The sequence below is a fragment of the Nitrincola iocasae genome (genome assembly GCF_008727795.1).
GTDB classification, from domain to species: domain Bacteria; phylum Pseudomonadota; class Gammaproteobacteria; order Pseudomonadales; family Balneatricaceae; genus Nitrincola; species Nitrincola iocasae.
In genome coordinates, this window is the sequence record NZ_CP044222.1 from 536,134 (window position 1) to 558,564 (window position 22,431).

Annotated in this window: 22 protein-coding genes; all 22 read left to right on the plus strand. The window is 49.2% G+C overall.

All coding sequences use genetic code 11. The features are described from left to right. Nucleotides 1-24 precede the first annotated feature (24 nt). The 22 genes from fliF to F5I99_RS02635 all read left to right on the plus strand — a co-directional run bounded on the left by fliF (nt 25) and on the right by F5I99_RS02635 (nt 22,405). The gene (fliF, locus tag F5I99_RS02530) at nt 25-1,656 is read left to right on the plus strand and encodes a flagellar basal-body MS-ring/collar protein FliF (RefSeq protein WP_225307516.1); all 1,632 of its coding nucleotides are present in this window, start codon (nt 25-27) and stop codon (nt 1,654-1,656) included. Beyond that, nucleotides 1,649-2,644 (plus strand): flagellar motor switch protein FliG, encoded by a 996-nt coding sequence (gene fliG / locus F5I99_RS02535; protein WP_151053505.1) that lies wholly within the window; start codon nt 1,649-1,651, stop codon nt 2,642-2,644. The genes fliF and fliG overlap by 8 nt, the downstream gene beginning before the upstream one ends. 4 nt (nt 2,645-2,648) lie before the next feature. After that, nucleotides 2,649-3,392, plus strand: a complete 744-nt coding sequence (locus F5I99_RS02540) for a flagellar assembly protein FliH (RefSeq protein ID WP_151053506.1) — start codon at nt 2,649-2,651, stop codon at nt 3,390-3,392. A gap of 12 nt (nt 3,393-3,404) precedes the next feature. Then, nucleotides 3,405-4,793, plus strand: coding sequence for a flagellar protein export ATPase FliI (fliI, locus tag F5I99_RS02545; RefSeq protein ID WP_151053507.1), 1,389 nt, complete (start codon nt 3,405-3,407; stop codon nt 4,791-4,793). Beyond that, nucleotides 4,790-5,236 (plus strand): flagellar export protein FliJ, encoded by a 447-nt coding sequence (fliJ, locus tag F5I99_RS02550; protein ID WP_151053508.1) that lies wholly within the window; start codon nt 4,790-4,792, stop codon nt 5,234-5,236. The genes fliI and fliJ overlap by 4 nt, the downstream gene beginning before the upstream one ends. A 59-nt stretch (nt 5,237-5,295) precedes the next feature. Continuing rightward, nucleotides 5,296-7,101: a flagellar hook-length control protein FliK gene (locus tag F5I99_RS02555; RefSeq protein ID WP_151053509.1), complete on the plus strand. Its 1,806-nt coding sequence runs from the start codon at nt 5,296-5,298 to the stop codon at nt 7,099-7,101. A 74-nt stretch (nt 7,102-7,175) separates the two neighbouring features. Then, a complete protein-coding gene (locus F5I99_RS02560) occupies nt 7,176-7,688 on the plus strand; it encodes a flagellar basal body-associated FliL family protein (protein WP_151053510.1) in 513 nt (170 codons plus the stop codon). A 13-nt stretch (nt 7,689-7,701) separates the two neighbouring features. Continuing rightward, nucleotides 7,702-8,685 carry a flagellar motor switch protein FliM gene (fliM, locus tag F5I99_RS02565; protein WP_151053511.1) on the plus strand — a complete coding sequence of 328 codons (984 nt, stop codon included), beginning with the start codon at nt 7,702-7,704 and terminating at the stop codon, nt 8,683-8,685. Between the two features lie 84 nt (nt 8,686-8,769). After that, a complete protein-coding gene (gene fliN / locus F5I99_RS02570; RefSeq protein ID WP_151058903.1) occupies nt 8,770-9,138 on the plus strand; it encodes a flagellar motor switch protein FliN in 369 nt (122 codons plus the stop codon). Nucleotides 9,139-9,242: 104 nt separating this feature from the next. Next, nucleotides 9,243-9,566, plus strand: a complete 324-nt coding sequence (fliO, locus tag F5I99_RS02575) for a flagellar biosynthetic protein FliO (protein WP_191905934.1) — start codon at nt 9,243-9,245, stop codon at nt 9,564-9,566. Then, entirely contained in the window at nt 9,566-10,309 is a 744-nt protein-coding gene (gene fliP / locus F5I99_RS02580; RefSeq protein WP_151053513.1) for a flagellar type III secretion system pore protein FliP, read from the plus strand. The genes fliO and fliP overlap by 1 nt, the downstream gene beginning before the upstream one ends. A gap of 13 nt (nt 10,310-10,322) precedes the next feature. Next, a complete protein-coding gene (gene fliQ / locus F5I99_RS02585) occupies nt 10,323-10,592 on the plus strand; it encodes a flagellar biosynthesis protein FliQ (protein ID WP_151053514.1) in 270 nt (89 codons plus the stop codon). Nucleotides 10,593-10,596: 4 nt separating this feature from the next. Beyond that, the gene (fliR, locus tag F5I99_RS02590) at nt 10,597-11,379 is read left to right on the plus strand and encodes a flagellar biosynthetic protein FliR (RefSeq protein ID WP_225307518.1); all 783 of its coding nucleotides are present in this window, start codon (nt 10,597-10,599) and stop codon (nt 11,377-11,379) included. 3 nt (nt 11,380-11,382) lie between these two features. Then, entirely contained in the window at nt 11,383-12,519 is a 1,137-nt protein-coding gene (flhB, locus tag F5I99_RS02595; protein WP_151053516.1) for a flagellar biosynthesis protein FlhB, read from the plus strand. Between the two features lie 136 nt (nt 12,520-12,655). After that, the gene (gene flhA / locus F5I99_RS02600; RefSeq protein ID WP_151053517.1) at nt 12,656-14,761 is read left to right on the plus strand and encodes a flagellar biosynthesis protein FlhA; all 2,106 of its coding nucleotides are present in this window, start codon (nt 12,656-12,658) and stop codon (nt 14,759-14,761) included. Nucleotides 14,762-14,802: 41 nt separating this feature from the next. Beyond that, nucleotides 14,803-16,242: a flagellar biosynthesis protein FlhF gene (gene flhF, locus F5I99_RS02605; RefSeq protein ID WP_151053518.1), complete on the plus strand. Its 1,440-nt coding sequence runs from the start codon at nt 14,803-14,805 to the stop codon at nt 16,240-16,242. A 6-nt stretch (nt 16,243-16,248) separates the two neighbouring features. Beyond that, nucleotides 16,249-17,067, plus strand: a complete 819-nt coding sequence (locus F5I99_RS02610; protein WP_151053519.1) for a MinD/ParA family protein — start codon at nt 16,249-16,251, stop codon at nt 17,065-17,067. A gap of 24 nt (nt 17,068-17,091) precedes the next feature. Further along, nucleotides 17,092-17,802 (plus strand): RNA polymerase sigma factor FliA, encoded by a 711-nt coding sequence (locus F5I99_RS02615; protein WP_151053520.1) that lies wholly within the window; start codon nt 17,092-17,094, stop codon nt 17,800-17,802. Between the two features lie 99 nt (nt 17,803-17,901). Further along, nucleotides 17,902-18,273 carry a chemotaxis response regulator CheY gene (gene cheY / locus F5I99_RS02620; protein ID WP_325063018.1) on the plus strand — a complete coding sequence of 124 codons (372 nt, stop codon included), beginning with the start codon at nt 17,902-17,904 and terminating at the stop codon, nt 18,271-18,273. 23 nt (nt 18,274-18,296) lie between these two features. Further along, entirely contained in the window at nt 18,297-19,091 is a 795-nt protein-coding gene (locus F5I99_RS02625) for a protein phosphatase CheZ (RefSeq protein ID WP_151053522.1), read from the plus strand. 13 nt (nt 19,092-19,104) lie between these two features. Then, nucleotides 19,105-21,174: a chemotaxis protein CheA gene (locus tag F5I99_RS02630; protein WP_151053523.1), complete on the plus strand. Its 2,070-nt coding sequence runs from the start codon at nt 19,105-19,107 to the stop codon at nt 21,172-21,174. A 28-nt stretch (nt 21,175-21,202) separates the two neighbouring features. Continuing rightward, nucleotides 21,203-22,405, plus strand: a complete 1,203-nt coding sequence (locus F5I99_RS02635; protein ID WP_151053524.1) for a protein-glutamate methylesterase/protein-glutamine glutaminase — start codon at nt 21,203-21,205, stop codon at nt 22,403-22,405. Nucleotides 22,406-22,431: the final 26 nt, after the last annotated feature.

The window sequence follows — 22,431 nt, forward strand, 5'->3', positions numbered from 1 at the left end:
CCATTAAATGCAAGAGGCGGTCTCATGGCTGGGTTCAACAGCCTGGGGATATTACGTCAATTGGGTTTAATGGTTGGGTTGGCTGCAAGTGTTGCAATTGGCTTTGCTGTAGTGCTTTGGTCTCAACAACCAGACTATCGAGTTCTCTATGCCAACTTAAGTTTTTCTGATGCTAATGAAGTTATAGAACAGCTGCGAACTAATCAAATTCCTTACCGCTTTGACGCGGACGGTCGTGCTATTTTGGTGCCTGAATCCCATGTGCATAGGGCTCGTTTGCAATTGGCTGCAGATGGATTTTCCACTGATAAAACCATAGGCTTCGAGTTGCTGGATCAGGACCATGGCATGGGTAGCAGTCAGTTTATGGAGACTACACGTTACCGTCGTGGCCTGGAAGGTGAACTGGCCAGAACTATTTCTAATATGATGGCTGTCAGGTCTGCACGTATTCACTTGGCGATTCCTAAAGATACGGTTTTTATTCGGGATCAGAGCAAGCCTCGGGCATCGGTATTCCTCGAGCTGCTATCCGGACGTCAGTTAGAACGAGACCAGGTGGCTGCGATAGCCAATCTGGTTGCTTCCAGTATTCCAGAGCTGGATGTCAAAGATGTCACCATTGTTGATCAGCGTGGTCGTCTACTGAATATTCGTGATGCTGATTCGGATGTGGTACTGGCTGCACGTCAGTTGGAATATGTGCGTCAGGTGGAAGACACATTGGTTAACCGGGTAAACAGTATTCTGCAGCCGGTTGTCGGCTTGGGTAATTTCCGAGCCGAAGTATCCGCTGATATAGACTTCACCGAAATTGAACAAGCCAGCGAGGTCTATAATCCTGATTTGCCGGCTTTGCGTAGTGAACAGGTCATGGAAGAGCACCGAGAAGCTGGCGATGTGGCTGCGGGTGTCCCTGGTGCTTTAGCAAATCAGCCGCCAGGACCGGTAGCTGTGCCGGAAGTCGCCGGAGCGGATGGAACGATGGCTGGCGCGGGAAGTTCCGGAACCAGTCGTAATCAAGCGACACGTAATTTTGAGTTGGACCGTAGCATCAGTTATACCCGTCAGCAAATGGGGGGTGTCAAACGTTTGTCGGTTGCGGTGGTCGTTGATGATCTGAGCAATGTTGATGCAGAGACAGGGGAGTTGAGCAGAACGTCATGGTCCGAAGAAGATTTGGACCGCTTGCGCCTGTTGGTGCAGAATGCCGTGGGCTTTTCAGCGCTACGAGGGGATAGTGTTAATGTGATTAATTCATCCTTTGTGCCGCCTGAAGAGTTTGAGGTAGTGGATACACCTTTCTGGCAGCAGGACTGGTTCTGGGATTTGCTTAAACAGTTGGGGGCTGGTCTGTTTGTGCTGGTGCTGGTTCTGGGTATTCTGCGTCCTGTATTGAAGCACTTATCTACCGCAGGTGGCAGTCGACCTGTAAATGAGCTAGGGCCAGCGGGCCAGATCTCGGCTGAGTTGGACTCGCTGAATGGTTCGGATATAGCCGATGACAAGGTGACTTTTGGTGGTGTAGAGTCCGCTGCTATGGTTACGCCTAATGAAAGTTTTGATTATCAGTTGAATGAAATTCGCAGTATGGTAGCAGAGGACCCGGCCCGGGTGGCCCAAGCGATTAAACAGTGGGTGATAGAGCGTGAGTGATGGGCTGACGGATATTGAAAAAGCAGCTGTGTTGCTGATTAGCCTGGGTGAAAGCGACGCCGCTGAAATACTGAAACACCTTGGCCCGAAAGAAGTACAGCGGATAGGTGAGGCTATGTCTCGCCTGGATAATGTACCTCAATCACGTGTCGAGTCCGTTGTGTCAGATTTTCTGGATGTGGTCGGTGATCAGACGGGTATTGGTATCAACAATGACCGTTACATTCGGGCAATGTTAAATCAGGCTTTGGGTGAAGATAAGGCTAAAACTCTGATCGACAGAATACTCTTCAGTACTAATACTTCGGGGCTGGATACGCTGCGCTGGATGGATGCCCGTCAGGTCGCTGAAATTATCCGCTTTGAGCACCCGCAGATTCAGGCCGTCATAGTATCCTATCTGGAGCCGGATCAGGCAGCTAATGTCTTAAGCTTCTTTGATGATAAAGTGCGTCTGGATATTGTTATGAGGGTTGCTGCATTAGATCAGATTCAGCCACAAGCCCTGCAGGAGCTGAATGATATGCTGGAAAGTCAGTTCAGTGGTCCTCGTTCAACGCAGTTGACGCGTTTGGGTGGGGTGAAATCTGCGGCAAATATTATGAACTTCATAGATACGCAGATAGAAGCTGAGCTAATGGATGCGATTAAGGAGTCCGATGAAGGGTTGGCCAACCAGATCTCTGATCTGATGTTTGTATTTGATAATTTACTGGATGTTGAAGACCGTGGCATACAGGTTATTCTACGAGAAATTCAGACAGATCAGTTGGTTGTTGCGCTCAAAGGTGCTGACTCGCAATTACAGGAAAAAATCTTTAAAAATATGTCCAAGCGCGCTGCTGAGCTGCTGCGTGATGATTTGGAAGCAAAAGGTCCTGTGCGTATCAGCGAAGTGGAGTCTGCGCAGAAAGAAATTCTCAACGTTGCCCGACGGCTTGCCGATGAAGGTGAGATTACGCTGGGTGGCGGTGATGATATGATTTAATCTTATGAAAGCAGATAATCTTTTTCCTGTCAGAATACCGGCTGCAGAAGCCCGCCGTTTGAATACTTGGGAACTCCCAATGATGGAGGGTGATCTGCAGCAGGGTTCAGCTTTTAATACCGTCTATCATGAAGAGACGGTAACGGTGACGGATGAAGAAGTGGTTGCTGAAAAACTGACCTTGGCTGAAATAGAGCAAATTCGCGAAGATGCCTTTAAAGAAGGTTTTGCCCAGGGGCGTGAAGAAGGCTTCGAGCAGGGAAAGGCGGATGGGTACAGGCAGGGCTATGAGCAGGGTTTAGCCTCAGGCGAAACTGAAATAAAACGGCAATTAGCATTGCTTGATAGTCTACAAGTCTCTTTCAGGCAGCCTATTGCTGAACAGGAAAAAGCACTGGAGGGCTTGTTAGCTGATCTGATTCTACGTTTTGCTGAAGCCGTGGTGAATGCTGAACTTCAGTCCAGCGAAGCACACATTGTGAAGGCAGTAATGTCGGCTTTAGAAGAGCTGCCCTCGACAACACTAAATTGTCAGGTCCAGGTCAACCCCGTTGATCTGGATGCGCTGGAGCGGCTGGCTCAGCGTGAAGGTTTTACACTCATATCAGATGAAACTATTACCGCGGGTGGTTGCCGTTTGATGACTGAAAACAGTCGTGTGGACCATACCGTAGAGACCCGTTTTCAACAGGTGGCTGAGCAGTTGTCTGCTGCGCTGGGAAAATACACCTCATCTGCTCCGCAATAACGGAGGCTGTCTATGGCACTCTTTCATAATCAACCGCATCTGCAGGACCCTGGCTTATTTGCGCCGGCTTACCCCGAGGTGAGTGGGCGGATTACGCGTCTGATTGGCTTGACGCTGGAGGCCGTCGGCTTGAAAGTTGCGCTGGGTGATTACTGCAAAATTGAAGTGCTAAAAGGCCAGTATTCTGAAGCTGAAGTAGTCGGTTTTTCCGGTGATCGAATCTATCTGATGCCTTTGCATAGTGTTGATGGCTTGCAGCCCGGCGCCAGAGTGATTCCACAACGCAGCGGTAGTCTGGTGCCGGTGGGGTTTGGCTTGCTAGGGCGGGTCATTAATGGCATAGGTCAGCCTATTGACGGTAAGGGTGAGCTGGATGCTGAGCGTTATGTACCTATGCAGGGAGAAGTTATTAATCCCTTGTCACGTCATCCAATAGATACCTCTTTGGATGTGGGTATTCGTTCCATTAATGGCTTGTTGACAGTGGGTTGTGGTCAGCGCCTAGGTTTATTTGCGGGAAGTGGCGTGGGTAAATCGGTCTTGCTGGGCATGATGACGCGTTACACTGCGGCCGATATTACTGTGGTAGGCTTAATTGGCGAACGTGGACGTGAGGTGCGTGAGTTTATCGATCACAGCCTGGGGGCTGAAGGTATGGCCCGATCTGTAGTCGTGGCTTCACCAGCAGACGATTCGCCCTTGATGCGCCTGAGGGCGGCTGAACTTACCACGCGAATTGCCGAATACTTTCGTGCTCAAGGCAAGCGAGTGCTGCTACTGATGGATTCGCTGACACGCTACGCGCAGGCTCAGAGAGAGATTGCGTTGGCCGTTGGGGAGCCTCCAGCAACTAAAGGCTACCCTCCTTCGGTTTTTGCGCGCTTACCGCGACTTGTCGAACGTGCCGGAAATTCGCAGGCTGGCGAGGGCTCTATTACCGCCTTCTATACCGTGCTGACTGAGGGTGATGATCAGCAAGATCCCATTGCTGATGCCGCGCGGGCAATTTTGGATGGACATATTGTATTGTCCCGGCGTTTGGCTGAACAAGGACATTATCCAGCTATAGATATTGAGGCATCTATTAGTCGTGTTATGCCTCAGGTGGTGCCGGCTGATCATCTTGCCAAAGCGCTTGAGTTCAAACGACTGTTTTCGCGCTATCAGCAAAATGCTGATCTGATCGCCGTGGGAGCGTATGTGCGAGGCAGTGATCCGCAAACGGATCGTGCGATAGAGATGTTGCCGGTACTACAGGCCTACTTGCAACAAGGTATGACTGAGTCGTTTGATCTTGAACGCTCCAAGCAGGAGTTAATTATGTCGATGAGTATACCAGCTGCATCAACAAACACATCCCAGGGGATGCGTGGTGGCGTTTCTCAGGGTGATAGGCGATGAGTAAAGCCCGCTCTGAACGCTTGGGTGTGGTGCTGGATCTTTCGCGGCGCCAACGAGAAGCGGCTGACCGTTATCTGGCAGATGCTCAGCAGCGGGTTCAGCAGGCGGAAGCGCAGCTGATTCAACTACAGAACTATATGTTGGAATATCAGCAGCAATTTACCCAAGCGGGTCAGCAGGGTATGACGACCAATGCCTTGCAACAACATCAGGCGTTTATTGGCCGTCTGGAACATGCACTGCGCCAGCAGCACGACACCATCAGAGTTTCGCGGCAGCAATTGGCGCAGGTTAAAGACTACTGGCAGAGCGTTTATGCGCGTTTTAAAGGTATAGAGAAATTAACCGATAAAGCCCGCACTGACGAGCAATATGTACGTGATAAACGTGAGCAGCAAGACATAGACGAACGTTCCCAGCGTAGCCGTACTTTGGGTATATAAAGTAATGTGGCGCATTTTTTGCATATGTTCAGTTGGATAACGACTTTCTGGAGCTGAACATGTCATCCTCAACTTCTACCTCTCAAATATCTGGTGGTTTACTATCGCTGTCTCCTGGTGCCAGCGGGGTCGTACCTCAGGCAGGAGCGAGCCTAACAGCGGCGGTGTCCGGTGATTCGGGCAGCTTTTATACTCTGTGGATGGGAATAACTGCTCAAGGTCAGATGGCAACATCCGATGCTGGCTCCCTGCGGCAAAACCCTGTCACGGGGGGCTTCTCTAACGGCATGGAGTTGCCGCCCGAGACGGCTGAGCAGTTATTACAAAAACTAGACCAGTTGTTGCAGCAAGTTGATGAGGGCGAGACTGATTTGCTTGAGTCAGCGGTTGATTTGCTACGGCTGGGTTTGCAACAGACTGCGCCGGATGGGCAAATAGTTCAGGCTGACTCGATTGAACTATCGGAGTCAGAGGTCAGTGATGCTGAACTGCTGGCGTATTTAAAGGCCTTGCTTGCAACTCCATCTGCAAATACTGAGGCAGGCAGCACCACCTTATCAGATAGCTCTTTGCCTTTGAGTGACGGTGCAAAGGAGAAGCTGGTCAGCTATCTGGAACAAAAGCTAGAGCTGCCAGCCGCTCAGAATTCTACATCTACGCCCCACTCTTTGTCAGATGGATTATCAACAGAAGAAATGGCAGAAGCAGAGCGAGTGGTTCGCCAGCTGTGGACCGAGCTTGAGTCGGCTCGTCAGGCGCGTGTTGCGTTAAGCGCAGAAGTTGATGCAGAAACTGCTAAGTTGCAAGCGGCGGAAGCCGCCGCTGACGATCTTCAACGAACCGGTATGTCATTAGAAAAGACTACTGAGTCTCGTGGTATACCCCAAGGTGAGGGTGGCGCAGGGCGTGGTAGTGATGTCACTCCTGCGGTTACTTCTGAAGCAAATCCTCCGTCTTCTGATCTGGACGGTGTCATACGTCAGTCAGATAATCCGATTGCTAAGACTGCACAAACGTTGGCTGGTGAGAGTCAAATGACAGGGTCTGATGATAAAGCAGATCGCTTGGTGGTTCCATTGGAGCGGCCCGCGCAGTCGCGTGAAGCAGAAAAAGAGCGAGAAAGACGCTTTGAACCTGTGACAGGAACGTCGCGTGAATCGGCTATGCCCATGCGCCCTGTGTCAGAAGTACCTCGGGTTGATCCAGCTGTAGCTGTTTTGGACTCTAGTACGCCGGAAGGTCGTTCTGCTTCAATTGAGCAAGTGCTGAGTGATAGGTTAAAAGTTGCTATGTCTGAAGAGCGTAGCACGACAGTTGCTGCGCGTACTGAAAGCAGTAATTTGCAGTCAGCTGAAGCGCAGCGTATGGCCATGCCAAGCAGTGCGTCTCCTCAGGTGCCTATTCAGCAGGCCCAGAATGCTCAGGATGCGCTAATGCAGAAAATGCTGAATCCTGCCTGGAGCAAAGCGCTCGGAGAGCGTGCTGTAATGATGGCGCAACAAGGGCCACGTATGGCTGAGGTCAGATTGGATCCGCCGGAGCTGGGTTCTTTGCGTATTCGTGTACAGATACATGGTTCGGATCAGGTATCGCTATCCTTTAATGCGCCAAATGCGGCTGTACGTGAAGTGCTTGAGCAAAGTATGCCGCGTTTACGCGAGATGTTTGCTGAGCAGGGGCTTAATCTGGCTGATGCTTCTGTCGGGGATCAATCGACTCAGGATCGGGCAGACAAAGATCCGCGTGATGCTGTCGCCAAGGGGTTTGCCGGGAGTGGCGGTGACGATTTTGGTGATGATTTTGGTGATGCGCCAGCCTCACGTGTTGGGGGGCGTAAAATAGGACTTATTGATTATTATGCCTGAAGCTGTTCCCCTGAGATAAACACACTGTGGTATATTAGCCTCAGTGATGTATGTCTGGATAACAGGGGGACTTAATGGCTGATAAAGACGCTCAGGCTGATGCTGCGCCAGTGCCGAAGAGTGGTAAGAAAAAGCTGATTATTATCCTTGCGGCCAGCTTGCTGCTGGTTTTGCTAGTGGGTGGCGCCGCTTTTTTTCTGCTCTCCGGGGGCGAAGATGAAACTGAGGTGGCCGCTGAGAACGTGCCAACCGAAGCAATTTATATCAAGTTGCGTACGTTGGAGGGGCGCCCGATGTTTGTGGCTTCGCTGGAAAACCCGGATGGTAATCGTCATTTTATGCAAATTTATGCAGAAGCTAAAACCCGTGATCCTGCTGTGGAGCAACTGCTGAGTCAGCATATGCCGCTGGTTGTTGCCCGGCTAAATACTTTATTTACTACATCAGACCCCAAAGCGCTACGTAGCGTAGAGGGTGTGCGCGTCTTGCAAAATGATGCGACTGCATTGGTGAATCGTCTGGTTGAAGATCGCGGCGGTGTCGCAGGTGTGGAAATTGTACTATTTACCAATTTTGTAATGCAGTGATGGAGCTGTAATTATGTCGGTCAAAGATCTACTTTCGCAGGATGAAATTGATGCCTTGTTGCATGGCGTTGATGACGGCGATGTGGAAACCGCCGACGAGGACGAAGATGATGATGGTAGTGGTGTTCGCCCCTATGATCTAGCCAGTCAAGAACGCATTGTGCGTGGGCGGATGCCTACGTTGGAGATGGTCAATGAGCGTTTTGCTCGATTGGCCAGGGTGACACTCTTCAATTTGCTCAGACGCTCAGCCGATGTGACTGTGGGTGGTGTGCAGGTGATGAAGTATGGCGACTATATACATACGCTTTATGTGCCCACCAGTATGTCGTTAATGAAGGTTCACCCCTGGCGTGGTACAGGGTTATTTATTATTGACGCTAAGCTGGTTTTTAAACTGGTTGACCAGTATTTTGGTGGTGACGGGCGGCATGCAAAAATTGAGGGTCGTGATTTTACCCCAACGGAAACGCGCCTGGTGCATAAAACTGTGATGCAACTATTGCATGATCTTCGTGAGGCTTGGTTGCCGGTAGCTGAGGTGGCTTTTGAGCAGGTATCACATGAGCTCAACCCGGCTATGGCCAATGTGGTGGGTCCAAGCGAAGTGGTCATAGTGAATACCTTTCAGGTGGATCTCGAAGGTGGGAATGGTGACTTTCATGTCACTCTACCTTATTCAATGGTAGAGCCGATTCGCGATCAACTGATGTCATCTTATCAAAGTAGCGAGCATGAAACAGATGAGCGTTGGCTGAACTCCCTGCGTAAAGATATTGTTTGTGCGCGACTCAATCTGGATTTATTGGTGGCTGAGCGTGAAATGACGCTGAGGGATGTTGTTGCGCTTGAGCAGGGTGATGTGATTCCATTGGATATATCCGATCATCTCACCTTGAGTGCCAATGGCTTGCCTATGTATACCTGCCAACTCGGTGCATCACGTGGTAATCTTGCAGTGAAAATAGTTGAAACAATCCAGCATGATAATGACTGATGTACAAATCCGGAGATAGAGTGCGTGAGTGAAGACGATAAAAATGTAGATCAACAGGCCCTTGCGGATGAGTGGGCAGCTGCTATGGAAGAGCAGGTAGGTGGTGATGCTGATTCTGGCGATACAGCGGATCAGGCTGCTGTAAAAGCTGTTGAGTTGTCTGAGCTGAAAGATGAGTCCTCCCCGGTTAATGATGCCAAGCTGGACGTCATACTCGATATACCGGTTAAATTAACGGTTGAAGTTGGTGGAACTGAAATTGCTATCAGAAACCTGTTGCAGTTGAATCAGGGCTCAGTTCTTGAACTCAGTCGTGTAGCAGGGGAGCCTCTGGATGTGAAGGTTAATGGGACCTTGATTGCTCATGGTGAAGTGGTTGTTGTAAATGACCATTATGGCATTAGGCTTACTGATGTTATCAGTCCACAGGAACGCATCTGGCGTCTTAAATAACGATGAATCGTTTAGTACTGTGTTTGTTGTTTGTTAGCCCGGCGGCTTTCGCTGAGAGCGGGCTCCAGTCTGCACCCACTTTTGCTTATTCGGGCGGTGATCCGATGAGTATTACCTCTGTGTTGCAGCTAGTACTGGGGCTTGCTCTGGTTTTAGGAACTATTTTTTTAATTGCCTGGTTGTTGCGAAAGGTGACGTTACTACCGGGTCAGCATAGAAAGCTACGTGTTGTTGCTGCTTTGTCTTTGGGTAATCGTGAGCGTGCGGTGTTAGTGCAGGTGGGCGATGAGCAGCTATTGCTAGGCGTGGCTCAGGGTCAGGTCAGCTTGCTAAAAAGCTTTGATCAGCCGGTAATTGAACTGGAAAGTGGTCAGAACTCGGCATTTTCCAAAAAGCTCAGCCAATACTTACAGAAGCGGAGTGAATAATGGCACGCTACCTCTGGCTGCTGCCTCTGCTGCTTTTCTTTTTGCCCTCTCTGGTTTATGCAGAAACAGGTATCTCTGCCTTTACACTCAGTGTTGATGAAAATGGTGATGCTGAGTATTCGGTAACCATTCAGATATTGGCTCTGATGACATTGCTGACATTCCTGCCAGCCATGTTGATGATGATGACCTCATTTACCCGCATCATTATTGTATTTGCTATTTTAAGGCAAGCGCTGGGTTTGCAGCAAACACCCTCCAATCAGGTCATGGTAGGGCTGGCCCTGTTCCTGACTTTTTTTATTATGGCTCCAGTTTTTGACCGTATAAATGAAGTGGCAGTTCAGCCCTATATGGCAGAAGAGCTGACGAGTATGGAAGCATTGGAAGCGGCTTCTCGGCCGTTTCATAAGTTTATGCTAGGTAATACGCGAGAGAGTGACCTGGATATGTTTATGCGTATTTCAGATACACCGCGTGTTGAAAGTCCTGAAGATGTGCCAATGCGTATACTTGTGCCTGCATTTGTGATCAGTGAGTTGAAAACAGCTTTTCAGATAGGCTTTATGTTATTTATTCCTTTTCTGGTGATTGATCTGGTGGTGGCGAGTGTGTTGATGGCGATGGGTATGATGATGCTGTCGCCGGTGATAGTGTCTCTGCCTTTTAAAATCATGCTGTTTGTTCTGGCCGATGGTTGGGCTATGGTAGTCGGTACACTAGCTGCAAGCTTCGGAGTCTAATGGAGAGCGCGATATGTTGATTGAAAACACGTTAGCTCTTTATGGTAGTGCCTTCTGGTTGATTATCAAATTTGTGACTGTCATAGTTGGGCCCGCATTAATTGTAGGTCTGATTATTTCAGTGTTTCAGGCCGCAACACAGATCAATGAACAGACCCTCAGCTTTCTTCCGCGTCTTATCGTCAGTTTGCTGGCATTAATGTATTTTGGACCATGGATGGTTACTCAGATTCTAGACGAGTTTAACTACCTATTTATGAATATACCGATTCTGATAGGTTAATGCTGTGTTTATTTCTCTGGCTGAATTGGAATATTGGGTAGCCGCCTTACTATTGCCTCTTTTTCGTGTTGGTTCTTTTTTTATGGCAGTGCCTATAATAGGCACTCAGATGGTGCCCGTTCGCGTGCGCCTGGGACTGGCGCTGGCGGTTACTTTTCTTCTCGTCCCGGTGTTGCCGGAGATGCCGCTTTATGATCCTTTGTCATTGAATACCTGGCTGGTGATCTTGCATCAAATTCTTATTGGTGCGCTGATGGGCTTTGCATTGCAATTTTTGTTTCAGAGTTTCATCGCAGGTGCTCAGTTGATTGCTATGCAATCAGGGTTAGGTTTTGCGTCGATGACTGATCCAAGTACGGGTGTGCAAGTTGTGGTTGTAGCACAAATGTACTCGATGATGGCCATTTTATTGTTTCTGGCTATGAACGGCCATCTGGTAATGATGGAAGTTATGGCGCGAAGCTTCTTTGCTCTGCCTGTTGGTATGGGAGGATTTGATGAAGGGGTACTCATGCGAGTAGTGTTGTCAGTCAGTTGGTTGTTTGCAGCTGCGCTGTTGATGGCGCTACCTGCAATTACAGCTCTATTGATCATTAACCTGGCATTTGGGGTGATGACTAAGGCGGCTCCACAGTTGAATGTTTTTGCCATTGGCTTTCCGTTTACCATGCTGATGGGCTTGATTATGCATTGGATTTACTTGCCGACTTTTTACGATCACTATATACGGACAACTCACTATGTACTTGATTTTTTACAAAGTATGTTACCTCCGATAAGCGGGTAAATCATGGCTGAAGAAACAGGTCAGGAAAAGTCACAGGAGCCCACGCAAAAACGTGTTCAAGATGCGCGTAAAAAGGGTGATATAGCACGTTCAAAAGAATTGAGTACCCTGGCTTTATTAATGGCCTCGGCTGCATCCGCATTGCTATTTGGGCCGAGTGTTGCCGCCGCCATGCTGGAAGTGTTCAAATTTAATTTTTCTGTGCGTGGGGAGGCTGTTTCTGATCCGGCTTATATGATTCAGCATCTGTATACTTCCTTGTCCAGCGCTTTTTTCAGCTTATGGGGCTTTTTCCTGTTAGTGCTATTGGCAACCCTTTTTTCGGCCGCGGCATTGGGGGGGTGGAATTTTAGTAGTGAAGCTTTGCAGCCAAAGGGTAGTCGTCTGGATCCAATTGCCGGCATCAAGCGCATGTTTTCGCTAAAATCACTGGTTGAATTGTTTAAGGCTGTGGCCAAAGTGGTGATCGTGGGCGCTATCGCTATTCTCGCAGTGTATTTATTGCGTCCCGAATTGATAGGTCTTACGGCAGAGGCTGTTAACCCGGCTATGGAACATGCCGTCAAAATATTGGCATGGGCATTTCTGGTAATCAGTGCTGCGATGATCTCCATTGTATTAATGGATGTTCCTTTTCAACTTTATGATTATAACAAAAAGCTGAAAATGACCATGCAGGAAGTCAAGGATGAGATGAAGAGTACTGAAGGGAAACCTGAGGTTAAAAGTAAGATTCGGCAGCTACAGTATGAAATGTCGCAGCGTAAAATGATGAAAGAAGTGCCAACCGCCGATGTCGTTATTACCAACCCTACCCATTATGCCGTTGCGATACGGTATGATCAGAGCCAGAGTGATGCCCCGATTGTTGTTGCCAAAGGGGTTGACTTTGCCGCACTGAAAATCCGGGAAGTGGCACAGGAGTATGATGTCACTGTGCTTGAGGCGCCTTCTTTGGCGAGAGCATTGTACTATGCAGCTGAAATTGATGAGGAAGTTCCATCAGGTCTTTATACAGCGGTTGCTCAGGTGTTGGCCTACGTTTTTCAGCTTCGAGATGCTGGACAAGCAAACGCTATCGGCTCGCCTCCAAAAGACCATCAACTGGAAATACCAGAAGCCCTTCGTCGTGATGAATAACTGGCGTATTTTTTGCAGTAAATACAGAGGTGTATAATTGTGTCATTAAGTTGACGCGTTCTGTACAATACACACATGTTTGCTGATATGTTTGATTGGCAAGCGGTTATTTGACATTTATTTGACGGTAGGTGACGTGGATAGAGCAGCCATTCTGCAGAGTGCTAGAAGCATCAGTCGGGGAAACCTGGGTATTCCGTTGCTGTTGCTTGTGGTACTGGCGATGGTTACTTTGCCGATGCCGACTTTTCTGTTGGATGTGTTCTTTACCTTCAATATCGCACTTTCCATCGTGGTTCTGCTGGTATGTATATATGCCCTAAGGCCACTGGACTTTGCTGTTTTCCCTACCATTTTGCTGGCTGCTACGCTGCTTCGGTTGGCGTTAAATGTGGCTTCAACCCGTGTTGTATTGCTAAACGGCCATGAAGGTGGTGCGGCAGCAGGGCAGGTGATACAGGCCTTTGGTGAAGTGGTTGTTGGCGGTAACTACGTTGTTGGTTTCGTCGTATTTATGATTCTGGTTATTATCAATTTTGTCGTTGTGACCAAGGGTGCTGGGCGTATCTCTGAAGTCAGTGCGCGTTTTACTCTGGATGCGATGCCGGGTAAGCAGATGGCTATAGATGCTGATGTAAACGCCGGTTTGATTTCGCAGGAAGATGCACGTGTACGTCGGCAAGAGGTCACGCAAGAAGCTGATTTCTACGGCGCTATGGACGGCGCATCAAAATTTGTGCGCGGTGATGCTGTTGCGGGTATTTTGATTCTGATCATCAACCTGTTGGGTGGTCTGGGCATCGGTATGATACAGCACAGCCTGGATTTCGAAACCGCCATGCGTAACTATTCACTGCTGACAATTGGTGATGGTCTTGTCGCGCAGTTGCCTTCCTTGCTGCTGTCTACTGCTGCTGCTGTTATGGTTACTCGGGCAAATTCCTCTGAAGCGATGGGTAGTCAGGTCTTCAGTCAGATGTTTGGCTCGCCCAGAGCACTTTTTGTTGCTGCCGGCGTGATCTTTTTGATGGGTATTGTTCCTGGCATGCCGCATTTTGCATTCATATCGCTTGCGGCAGCAGCTGGAACTGCTGGCTTTTTCATTGTGCGGCGTCAGCAGCAATTGGCCTCTCAATTACCCGTAGATGACAGTGAAGAGGCTGAGCCAGAGCAGGCTGAAGAACGTCGTGATCTGGACTGGGATGACGTAATGCCGGTTGATATGGTTGGTTTAGAGGTAGGTTATCGCCTGATCCCTATGGTCGATAAAATGCAGGGCGGGCAGTTGTTGAGTCGGATAAAAGGAGTGCGAAAAAAACTGTCCCAGGATCTGGGCTTTCTGGTGCCCTCAGTGCATATTCGTGACAATCTGGATTTAATGCCGGGAGCCTATAGGATTACGCTGATGGGGGTTATCAGTGGTGAAGGTGATGTATATCCTGATCGTGAATTAGCCATCAATCCAGGGCAGGTGTTTGGAAGTTTGAAGGGTGTTTCGGTAAAAGACCCTGCATTTGGTCTGGATGCAGTATGGATAGAAAAAGGTCAAAAGGAGCATGCTCAGACTCTGGGTTATACTGTGGTGGACGCCAGTACAGTGGTCGCTACACACCTGAATCAAATTTTGCAGAGTAATGCGCATGCTTTGTTAGGCCATGAAGAGGTGCAGCAATTGCTGGATATGCTGACCAAGTCTTCGCCTAAGCTGGTTGAGGAGCTGGTACCGAAAAAGCTATCGATCAGTGTATTGCTTAAAGTGTTGCAGAATCTGCTGATGGAACAGGTGTCTCTAAAAGATTTTCGTTCTGTGGCCGAGGCACTGGCTGAGGCGGTGGACCGGACACAGGATCCACTTTCGCTAACGGCGGCTGTTCGGATTGCCTTGTCCAGGCTGATCGTGCAGAGTATCAATGGTTCTGATCCTGAATTGCCAGTTATTACCCTGGATCCATCGCTGGAACAAATGTTATTGGGTTCGATGCAGCAGGGCGGACCAAATGATGAAACACTGGTGTTAGAACCCGGTATGGCTGAACGCTTGCAAACGTCGCTGGGGCAAGCGGCGCAGCAACAGGAAATGATGGGTAAGCCTTCAGTGCTGCTGGTGGCAGCGCCGATCCGCCCATTGATGGCGCGGTTTGTGCGTTATGGTGAGCATCAGGTACATGTGTTGTCATATCAGGAAATACCAGAGAACAAGCGTGTGACGATCGTGGCAACAGTCGGAGGTGGTAATGCCTAAGGGTATACAGGCTTTTAGCTGCTGGCTAATAAGGAACTGTTATGAAAGTTAAGCGCATTTTTGCGCCGGATATGCGTCAGGCAATGCGGCGGGTCAGGGATGAGATCGGAGCGGATGCGGTGATTATCTCCAATCATCGTGTTGCCGGTGGTGTTGAGGTAGTCGCTGCTCGAGAGGAAGATTATGAGTTGGCGCAGGCAGAGCTTCGACGTAATCAGCAGCGTAATCAGCCCAAAAGCCGCCCAATGGTTGCTGCTCCTACCGATCCCACTGATGATGCCTTGGCGTCAGAGCTTCGTCGTGCTCAAGTACGTATATCTGAGGCTCGTCGTCGCGCAGAGCAGCCTGAACCTCAGGTCAATCAGACCATTAACCGGCAGATAGATGCTGAAGAAGATGAAGACTTACGTTTTATTTTGCAGTCATTAAAGACGCGGCAGGAAGAGCAGGCGCGTAAAGAGGTTTCGCATGAACGTAATCCTGAACCAGACAACCTTTGGGGCTCTGCCACTACATCGTCAGCGCCATCTCATGCTGATGAAGAGCCGAATCAGCTGGTTAAAAGTATGCAGCAGGAGATACAGCAGCTCCGAAGCATGATGGAACAGCAATTAAGTCAAGGGCAGCATTCGCTAGCAGCTCCATCGGCTGTACCTGAGCGTGCCAAGGACACTCCTTTACAAGCTCGATTACACTCCTTAGGCCTTGGTGAGGGATTGATCCGTCAGTTGACGGCCAGTATTGAGCCAGATCTGAGCGCCGAGATGGCGTGGAAAAACACTCTGTCACGGTTAGCCGATTCTGTGCCGGTAATTGGAGAGGAGTATATTGCTCGTGGTGGAATGATTGCCTTTGTAGGCGCAACCGGGGTAGGCAAAACTACTACAATCGGTAAGCTGGCGGCGCGCTATGTGCTACAGCATGGTAGTTCAGGTTTAGCACTGGTAACGACCGATTGTTATCGAATTGCCGCTCACGAGCAGTTGAAAACATTTGGGCGTATTTTGGACGTGCCTGTACGTGTGGTGGATGAGAACCATAATCTCGATGAAGTGCTGTTATCTTTGCGAGGTAAGCGTTTGGTGCTAATCGATACGGCGGGTATGAATGCAGGGGATGCGGAAGGCGTGCAGCAAAAGCAGATGCTGGCATCCGTGTCGGTTCGGCTGAAAAAACTACTGGTTCTGTCCTGCTCTAGCCAGCGCCAATTATTAGAGAGAGCCTGGGCCAATTATCAGGAGCTTGAGCTCAATGCTTGTGTGCTGACCAAGCTGGATGAATCGGGAAGTATCGGAGATGCTTTGACGCTGGCCGTGGAGCGGCAGTTGCCGGTGGCCTATGTGACTGATGGGCAGAAAATACCGGATGATTTGATTGTGGCACAGCGTCAGGATCTGGTCAGTCGAGCGGTGCTTGCAGCACAATATACGGGTTCCGAGACCGGCAGTGAAAGTGACAGTCAAATGTTCAGGGCGGGCTAGGCACTCATGAAGCAAGCACCACATCCAGTAAAAGTGATTGCCGTGACTGGCGGTAAAGGCGGGGTCGGTAAAACTAACGTTTCTGTGAATCTGTCTGCTGCGTTGAGCGAAATGGGGCAGCGTGTTGTGTTGATGGATGCCGACCTGGGGCTCGCTAATGTGGATGTGCTGTTGGGGCTGCGAGTTAAAAAGAATATTACCGATGTACTTGAGGGGCGTTGCTCACTCGCTGATGTATTAGTTAAGGTGGATAAGAACATGTCTATCGTACCAGCATCTTCAGGTACTCAAGCTATGACGGCTTTGTCAGAGCATCAGCATGCTGAGCTAATACATGCATTTAATGATATCGCTGAGCTGATGGATATTCTGATTATAGATACAGCTGCTGGTATATCAGAGTCGGTGGTTAGTTTTGTTAAGGCGGCTCAGGAAGTGTTGGTGGTTGTTTGTGATGAGCCTACGTCAATTACCGATGCGTATGCTTTAATTAAGATGTTGAACCGTGATCATAAGATGACGCACTTTCGGATACTGGCCAATATGGTCCATTCTGAAACCGAGGGGCGTAATATGTTTAATAAAATACTCACAGTAACTGACAGGTTTTTGGATGTAACGCTTCAATACGTTGGATCAATACCTTATGATGATGCAGTTCGTAAAGCAGTGCAGAAGCAAACACCTGTTTTAAAAGCATTTTCAGGAAGTAAAGCATCTGCAGCTTATCGGCAGTTAGCCAATAAAGTAGAAAACTGGCCGGTTTTAAAAACGCCGCGTGGCCACTTGGAATTTTTTGTTGAGCAGTTGGTCAAGCGACATTAACTGAATACCGGAAACCTGAGCTGTATGTATAACCAGCTTCAATTTAAAACCAGTAATGAGCTGCTGGAACAATATAGCCCGTTGGTGAAGCGCATTGCCCAGCATCTTCTGGCCAGGTTGCCATCCAGTGTTGTGCTGGATGATTTGGTGCAGGCTGGTATGATCGGTTTGCTGGAAGCCTCAAGAAAATTTGATCCGGGTAAAGGGGCGAGTTTTGAAACCTATGCCGGTATCCGCATTCGAGGATCTATTATTGATGAGGTTCGTCGTGGTGACTGGACGCCGCGATCGGTTCATCGCAACGGACGCCGTGTCAGTGAGGCTATTCGGGTTGTAGAGTTACGAACCGGGCGGGACGCATCGGATGCTGATGTGGCAGCAGAGCTGGATATAACCGTTGCTGCTTATCATGCTTTATTGCAGGATTCACTGGATAGTCGACTTTTTAGTATTGATGAGCTGAGTCATGATGAAGACGATTCAGTGGGGATGCAGTTTGAAGGTGATGATCCTGGACCGGATGAGTCATTTCAGAGTGCGTCATTTCGTCAGGCACTTGCCGACGCTATCGGTACATTGCCTGAACGTGAAAAACTGGTCATGGCGCTCTACTATGATGAAGAACTTAATTTGAAAGAGATTGGTAGTGTTCTGGGTGTCAGTGAGTCAAGGGTCAGTCAGATACATACCCAAGCCGCACTGCGGTTAAGGGGGCGGTTACGTGATTGGCAGTGATTTTTGTTTGTTATCCGTGTCGGGCCTGTCTAGTATAGGTTTAGCACGCTTATCTTTTACTGTAGAAAGCCGGGGGGGCAGTGTCTTGTGAAAAAAGACATCAGGATTCTTGTTGTGGATGATTTTTCCACTATGAGGCGAATAATCAAAAACTTGCTGCGAGATCTAGGCTTTACCAATGTGGAAGAGGCTGATGATGGCAAAACAGCTTTGCCGATTCTTAAGCAAGGCCGTATCGAGTTTCTGATCACTGACTGGAATATGCCAGGCATGACTGGTATCGATCTGCTGAAAGAGGTTCGTGCTGATCCAGAACTCTCACATATACCTGTGCTTATGGTTACGGCCGAGGCTAAACGTGAGCAGATCATCGCCGCTGCTCAAGCAGGTGTGAATGGTTATGTGATCAAGCCCTTTACGGCTGTCGTTCTCAAAGAAAAAATCGAAAAAATATTTGAACGTATCACCTGAAGTCGCTGGCAAGAGATGGAATAATGAAAAAAAAGATAGCCACACTGGAATACGATGGTCTCGAGGACCTGCTTGGGCAGATGGCCCGAGAGTTGGTTGAGACGATTGAGCAGGGTGATCTCAGCCATGCTATGGAGCTGATAAATGATCTCCAGGAAGCTCGGCATCAGGTTTTTTATAATGAAGTTGGCCATCTGACACGTGGGCTTCATGAGGCTATTAAAGCCTTCTCTTCCGATATTGATGACAAAATTCCATCAACAGATGTGAGTAATCTGCCAGCCATGACAGATGCATCTGATCGTCTCGCTTATGTTATAGAGCTGACAGATAAAAGCTCACATGAAACCATGGATCGAGTAGATCGTTCGCTGAGTCTGGTGGATCGCCTGGATGGGCAGTCTGAGCGCTTTCGTGATTTGCTGATGTTGGTAGGCCAGTTAGAGGGTGATTTCAAAGCCCTGGATGGGGTCTATGATCGTACCTGTGATGTCAAAAATGAGTCCGAAAAAACAATTGCAGAACTGCGCGCTACCCTGACTGACATTCTGGTTTCCCAGAGCGTTCAGGATATAACCGGTCAGTTGATTCGACGCGTTATCACCTTGATGACGCAGGTTGAATCACAGCTGGTTAAACTAATGGATATGGCTGCCAAGGTTGAGCGTCTAACCGGTATCGAGATGCCTCATGGAGATGATTCCAGTGAGGATCAGGATGCGATACGTGCTCAGGGACCGCAGCTTAAAAAGAAAGAAGCCGGTGCAGTCAGTAGTCAGGATGATGTGGATGAACTGCTCTCGAGCCTTGGGTTTTGATTAGGAGATCTCTATGAGTTTGGATGTTGATCAGGAAATTCTTGAAGATTTCCTAGTAGAGGCAGGAGAGATACTTGAGCTTCTGTCAGAGCAGTTGGTCGAACTAGAGCAGCGTCCTGATGATCGGGACTTGCTGAATGCGATCTTTCGCGGCTTTCATACGGTCAAGGGGGGGGCCGGTTTTTTACAGCTTGATACCATGGTGGATTGTTGCCACAAAGCTGAAAACCTTTTCGACCAGCTGCGTAACGGCGAACTGACTATTTCCCCGTCACTTATGGATGTGGTACTCCAGGCTTTGGATTCGGTCAATTTGATGTTCGAGCAGGTGCGTGGTGGCAAAGAGCCAGAAGCGGCGCCACAATCTCTGCTCGATACATTGGATGCTTATACTAAGGGGCAGGTCCCGGAGGAGCAGGCCGCAGCGTCAATAAAATCGACGCCTGCAGCCGCTGCTGTGGCACCAAAGGCCAAGTCTGCAGCACCCGCTAATCCCAATACCCCCAATGATGAGTTTGATCAACTGCTGGGTGACCTCGTTGGAGATGGTGCCGCTGGGACGGCAGCGGGTTCTGATGATTTGATCACAGAAGATGAGTTTGATGCCCTGCTGGATGAGCTGCATGGTGCTGGCAAAGGACCAGGTAAGCATGATGAGCCTGCACACGCAGCTGCCACGAACAGCGATGAAATCACCGAGGATGAATTTGAAGCCTTGCTGGATGAGTTACAGTCAAAAGGCCAGGGTGCATTTGTAGCTGCACAGGCCGGTGCCAGTACTGATGCATCTAAATCCGTAGTAAACAAATCAACACCAGCTGTTGTAGCTGAGGAATTGGCTACGCCAGTAGAGACACAAACGAAACCTGTTGATTCGTCGGCAGCTCGCGCCGTGCCAGCTCAGCAGAAACCTGTTCAGGAAAGTAACGTCAGGGTGGATACGGCGTTGCTGGACAAGATCATGAATATGGTCGGTGAGTTAGTGTTGGTTAGAAATCGTCTGGTAAGGCTGGGTGGAGCGCGCGAGGACGAAGAGATGGCCAAGGCGCTGGGAACGCTGGATATGGTTACAGCTGACCTGCAAACCTCGGTTATGAAAACGCGCATGCAGCCGGTGAAAAAAGTATTTGGGCGCTTCCCAAGGCTGATCCGTGATCTATCCCGTAGCCTGAAAAAAGAGATCCGTCTTGAGCTGCGAGGTGAAGAAACTGATCTGGACAAAAATCTGGTTGAAGCGCTTGCAGATCCCTTGATTCACTTGGTTAGAAACTCGGTGGATCATGGTATTGAAGCACCGGATGTCAGGGAAAAGCTGGGCAAGCCACGCGAAGGCAGTGTGTTACTTTCTGCTGAGCAAGAAGGCGATCATATTCTGCTGATTATCCGCGATGATGGTGCCGGTATGGATCCGGAAAAACTGCGTCGTTTGGCGATTGATCGGGGTATGCTGGATGCAGAGTCAGCTGCGCGTTTGACAGATCAGGAATGTTTTAACCTGATATTTCATGCAGGTTTCTCCACCAAAACCGAAATTTCCGATGTGTCCGGTCGTGGTGTGGGCATGGATGTAGTCAAAACCAAAATTACCCAGCTAAACGGTACCTTGGGCATTGATTCGATTCTTGGGCAAGGCACCCAGATAGCCATACAAGTGCCGTTGACCTTGGCGATTATGCCGACCTTGATGGTGACACTGGAGGCACAGGCTTTTGCTCTGCCACTGGTGAATGTGAATGAAATTTACAACCTGGATCTGACTAAAACCAACATAGTTGATGGCCAGCAGGTAGTTATCGTTCGTGACCAGGCATTGCCGCTGTTTCATCTCAAGCGCTGGATGGTGAAAGGTTGTGAAAATGAACCCTTACCAGACCAGGGGCATGTGGTGATTGTTTCGGTTGGCACAACCCGAGTAGGCTTTGTTGTTGATCAGCTAGTGGGTCAGGAAGAAGTGGTTATCAAGCCGTTAGGTTCGATCTTGCATGGAACGCAAGGCTTGTCAGGCGCAACTATTACTGGTGACGGGCGTATCGCACTGATCATTGATATACCTAATCTGCTGAAGCGTTATGCGGCCTCATGATACTGACTTATAAAAGGAACAGCATCTAATGGCCGTGACGGTTTTGGTTGTTGATGATTCCAGTTTTTTTCGCAACAGGATACAAGAGGCGCTGAGTAGCGACTCGCGGATCAAGATAATTGGCACTGCCGTTGATGGTCGTGAAGCCGTGGTAAAGGCCAAGGAGCTAAAGCCAGATTTAATCACCATGGATGTTGAAATGCCTCAGTTGAATGGAATAGAGGCCGTGAGGCAAATTATGCGTCAGTCACCGACCAATGTGCTGATGCTTTCTTCATTGACGCATGAAGGAGCACGCGTCACTCTAGAGGCATTGGAAGCTGGAGCGGCTGATTATCTGTCTAAAGATATACGTGCCTGGATGGATCGTTCCAGTGCATTGCGCCAAGAGCTTATTGAACGTGTGGTTGCATTGGGAACATCGCGGCGTTTGCGCAGCACGCCCTCGTTTGGTCGCAATCCACCGCCAGCTAAAAGTGATAACAGTCGAATTTTCCGGCCCGATACCCCCGGGCCTAGAAATCAGCCTGCAACGGATGTGCAAGGCCGGTCTACAAGGACGGCGCCAGAAAGGCCACAGACTAAAGTCGCAGATGGTCAGCGTGGTGTGGATCCCCAGAGTGGAGCAGCGACGTACCCTCTTACCCGAATCCGGGTGCCGGATGCTCGGGTAGTAGTGATCGGTGCATCAACGGGTGGTCCTGCGGCTTTACAGAAGGTGCTGGTGTCTTTGCCCGCTGATTTTCCGTGCCCTATTTTGCTTGTTCAACATATGCCGGGTACCTTTACTAAAGTATTTGCCGAACGCTTAAATCAGCAGTCTCGAATTCGTGTCAGAGAGGCCGTTGATGGTGATCGTCTTGAGCCAGGGCTGGCTTTGCTCTGTCCAGGAGGGATGCAGATGATGTTGGACCCACGTCAGCATGACCGCGTCAAAATTTTGCCGGGTGATGACAGAATGACCTACAAGCCGAGTGTGGATGTTACTTATGCATCTGTTGCCAAAGCATTCGGGTCCAAGGTTATGGCGGTAACATTGACTGGCATGGGGGCCGATGGTTGTGATGGTGCGCGTTTGTTGAAACAGGCAGGCGGTACCTTGTGGGCGCAAAGTAAAGATACCTGCACCATTTATGGCATGCCTCAAGCTGTCGTAAACGCAGGTCTTACTGATGCAATATTGGATCTGGATGACATAGGTTCTATGCTTGCCAAATGCAAGTATGCCTGATCGTTGAATAGCCGCAGGAAATAAAT

Excerpts from the sequence above, each read along its gene's own strand:
- fliF (WP_225307516.1), top strand. The coding sequence starts at position 25 with ATGGCTGGGTTCAACAGCCTGGGGATATTACGTCAATTGGGTTTAATG.
- F5I99_RS02540 (WP_151053506.1), top strand. The coding sequence starts at position 2,649 with ATGAAAGCAGATAATCTTTTTCCTGTCAGAATACCGGCTGCAGAAGCC.
- fliI (WP_151053507.1), top strand. The coding sequence starts at position 3,405 with ATGGCACTCTTTCATAATCAACCGCATCTGCAGGACCCTGGCTTATTT.
- fliJ (WP_151053508.1), top strand. The coding sequence starts at position 4,790 with ATGAGTAAAGCCCGCTCTGAACGCTTGGGTGTGGTGCTGGATCTTTCG.
- F5I99_RS02555 (WP_151053509.1), top strand. The coding sequence starts at position 5,296 with ATGTCATCCTCAACTTCTACCTCTCAAATATCTGGTGGTTTACTATCG.
- F5I99_RS02560 (WP_151053510.1), top strand. The coding sequence starts at position 7,176 with ATGGCTGATAAAGACGCTCAGGCTGATGCTGCGCCAGTGCCGAAGAGT.
- fliM (WP_151053511.1), top strand. The coding sequence starts at position 7,702 with ATGTCGGTCAAAGATCTACTTTCGCAGGATGAAATTGATGCCTTGTTG.
- fliN (WP_151058903.1), top strand. The coding sequence starts at position 8,770 with ATGGAAGAGCAGGTAGGTGGTGATGCTGATTCTGGCGATACAGCGGAT.
- fliO (WP_191905934.1), top strand. The coding sequence starts at position 9,243 with ATGAGTATTACCTCTGTGTTGCAGCTAGTACTGGGGCTTGCTCTGGTT.
- fliP (WP_151053513.1), top strand. The coding sequence starts at position 9,566 with ATGGCACGCTACCTCTGGCTGCTGCCTCTGCTGCTTTTCTTTTTGCCC.
- fliQ (WP_151053514.1), top strand. The coding sequence starts at position 10,323 with ATGTTGATTGAAAACACGTTAGCTCTTTATGGTAGTGCCTTCTGGTTG.
- flhB (WP_151053516.1), top strand. The coding sequence starts at position 11,383 with ATGGCTGAAGAAACAGGTCAGGAAAAGTCACAGGAGCCCACGCAAAAA.
- flhF (WP_151053518.1), top strand. The coding sequence starts at position 14,803 with ATGAAAGTTAAGCGCATTTTTGCGCCGGATATGCGTCAGGCAATGCGG.
- F5I99_RS02610 (WP_151053519.1), top strand. The coding sequence starts at position 16,249 with ATGAAGCAAGCACCACATCCAGTAAAAGTGATTGCCGTGACTGGCGGT.
- F5I99_RS02615 (WP_151053520.1), top strand. The coding sequence starts at position 17,092 with ATGTATAACCAGCTTCAATTTAAAACCAGTAATGAGCTGCTGGAACAA.
- F5I99_RS02625 (WP_151053522.1), top strand. The coding sequence starts at position 18,297 with ATGAAAAAAAAGATAGCCACACTGGAATACGATGGTCTCGAGGACCTG.
- F5I99_RS02630 (WP_151053523.1), top strand. The coding sequence starts at position 19,105 with ATGAGTTTGGATGTTGATCAGGAAATTCTTGAAGATTTCCTAGTAGAG.
- F5I99_RS02635 (WP_151053524.1), top strand. The coding sequence starts at position 21,203 with ATGGCCGTGACGGTTTTGGTTGTTGATGATTCCAGTTTTTTTCGCAAC.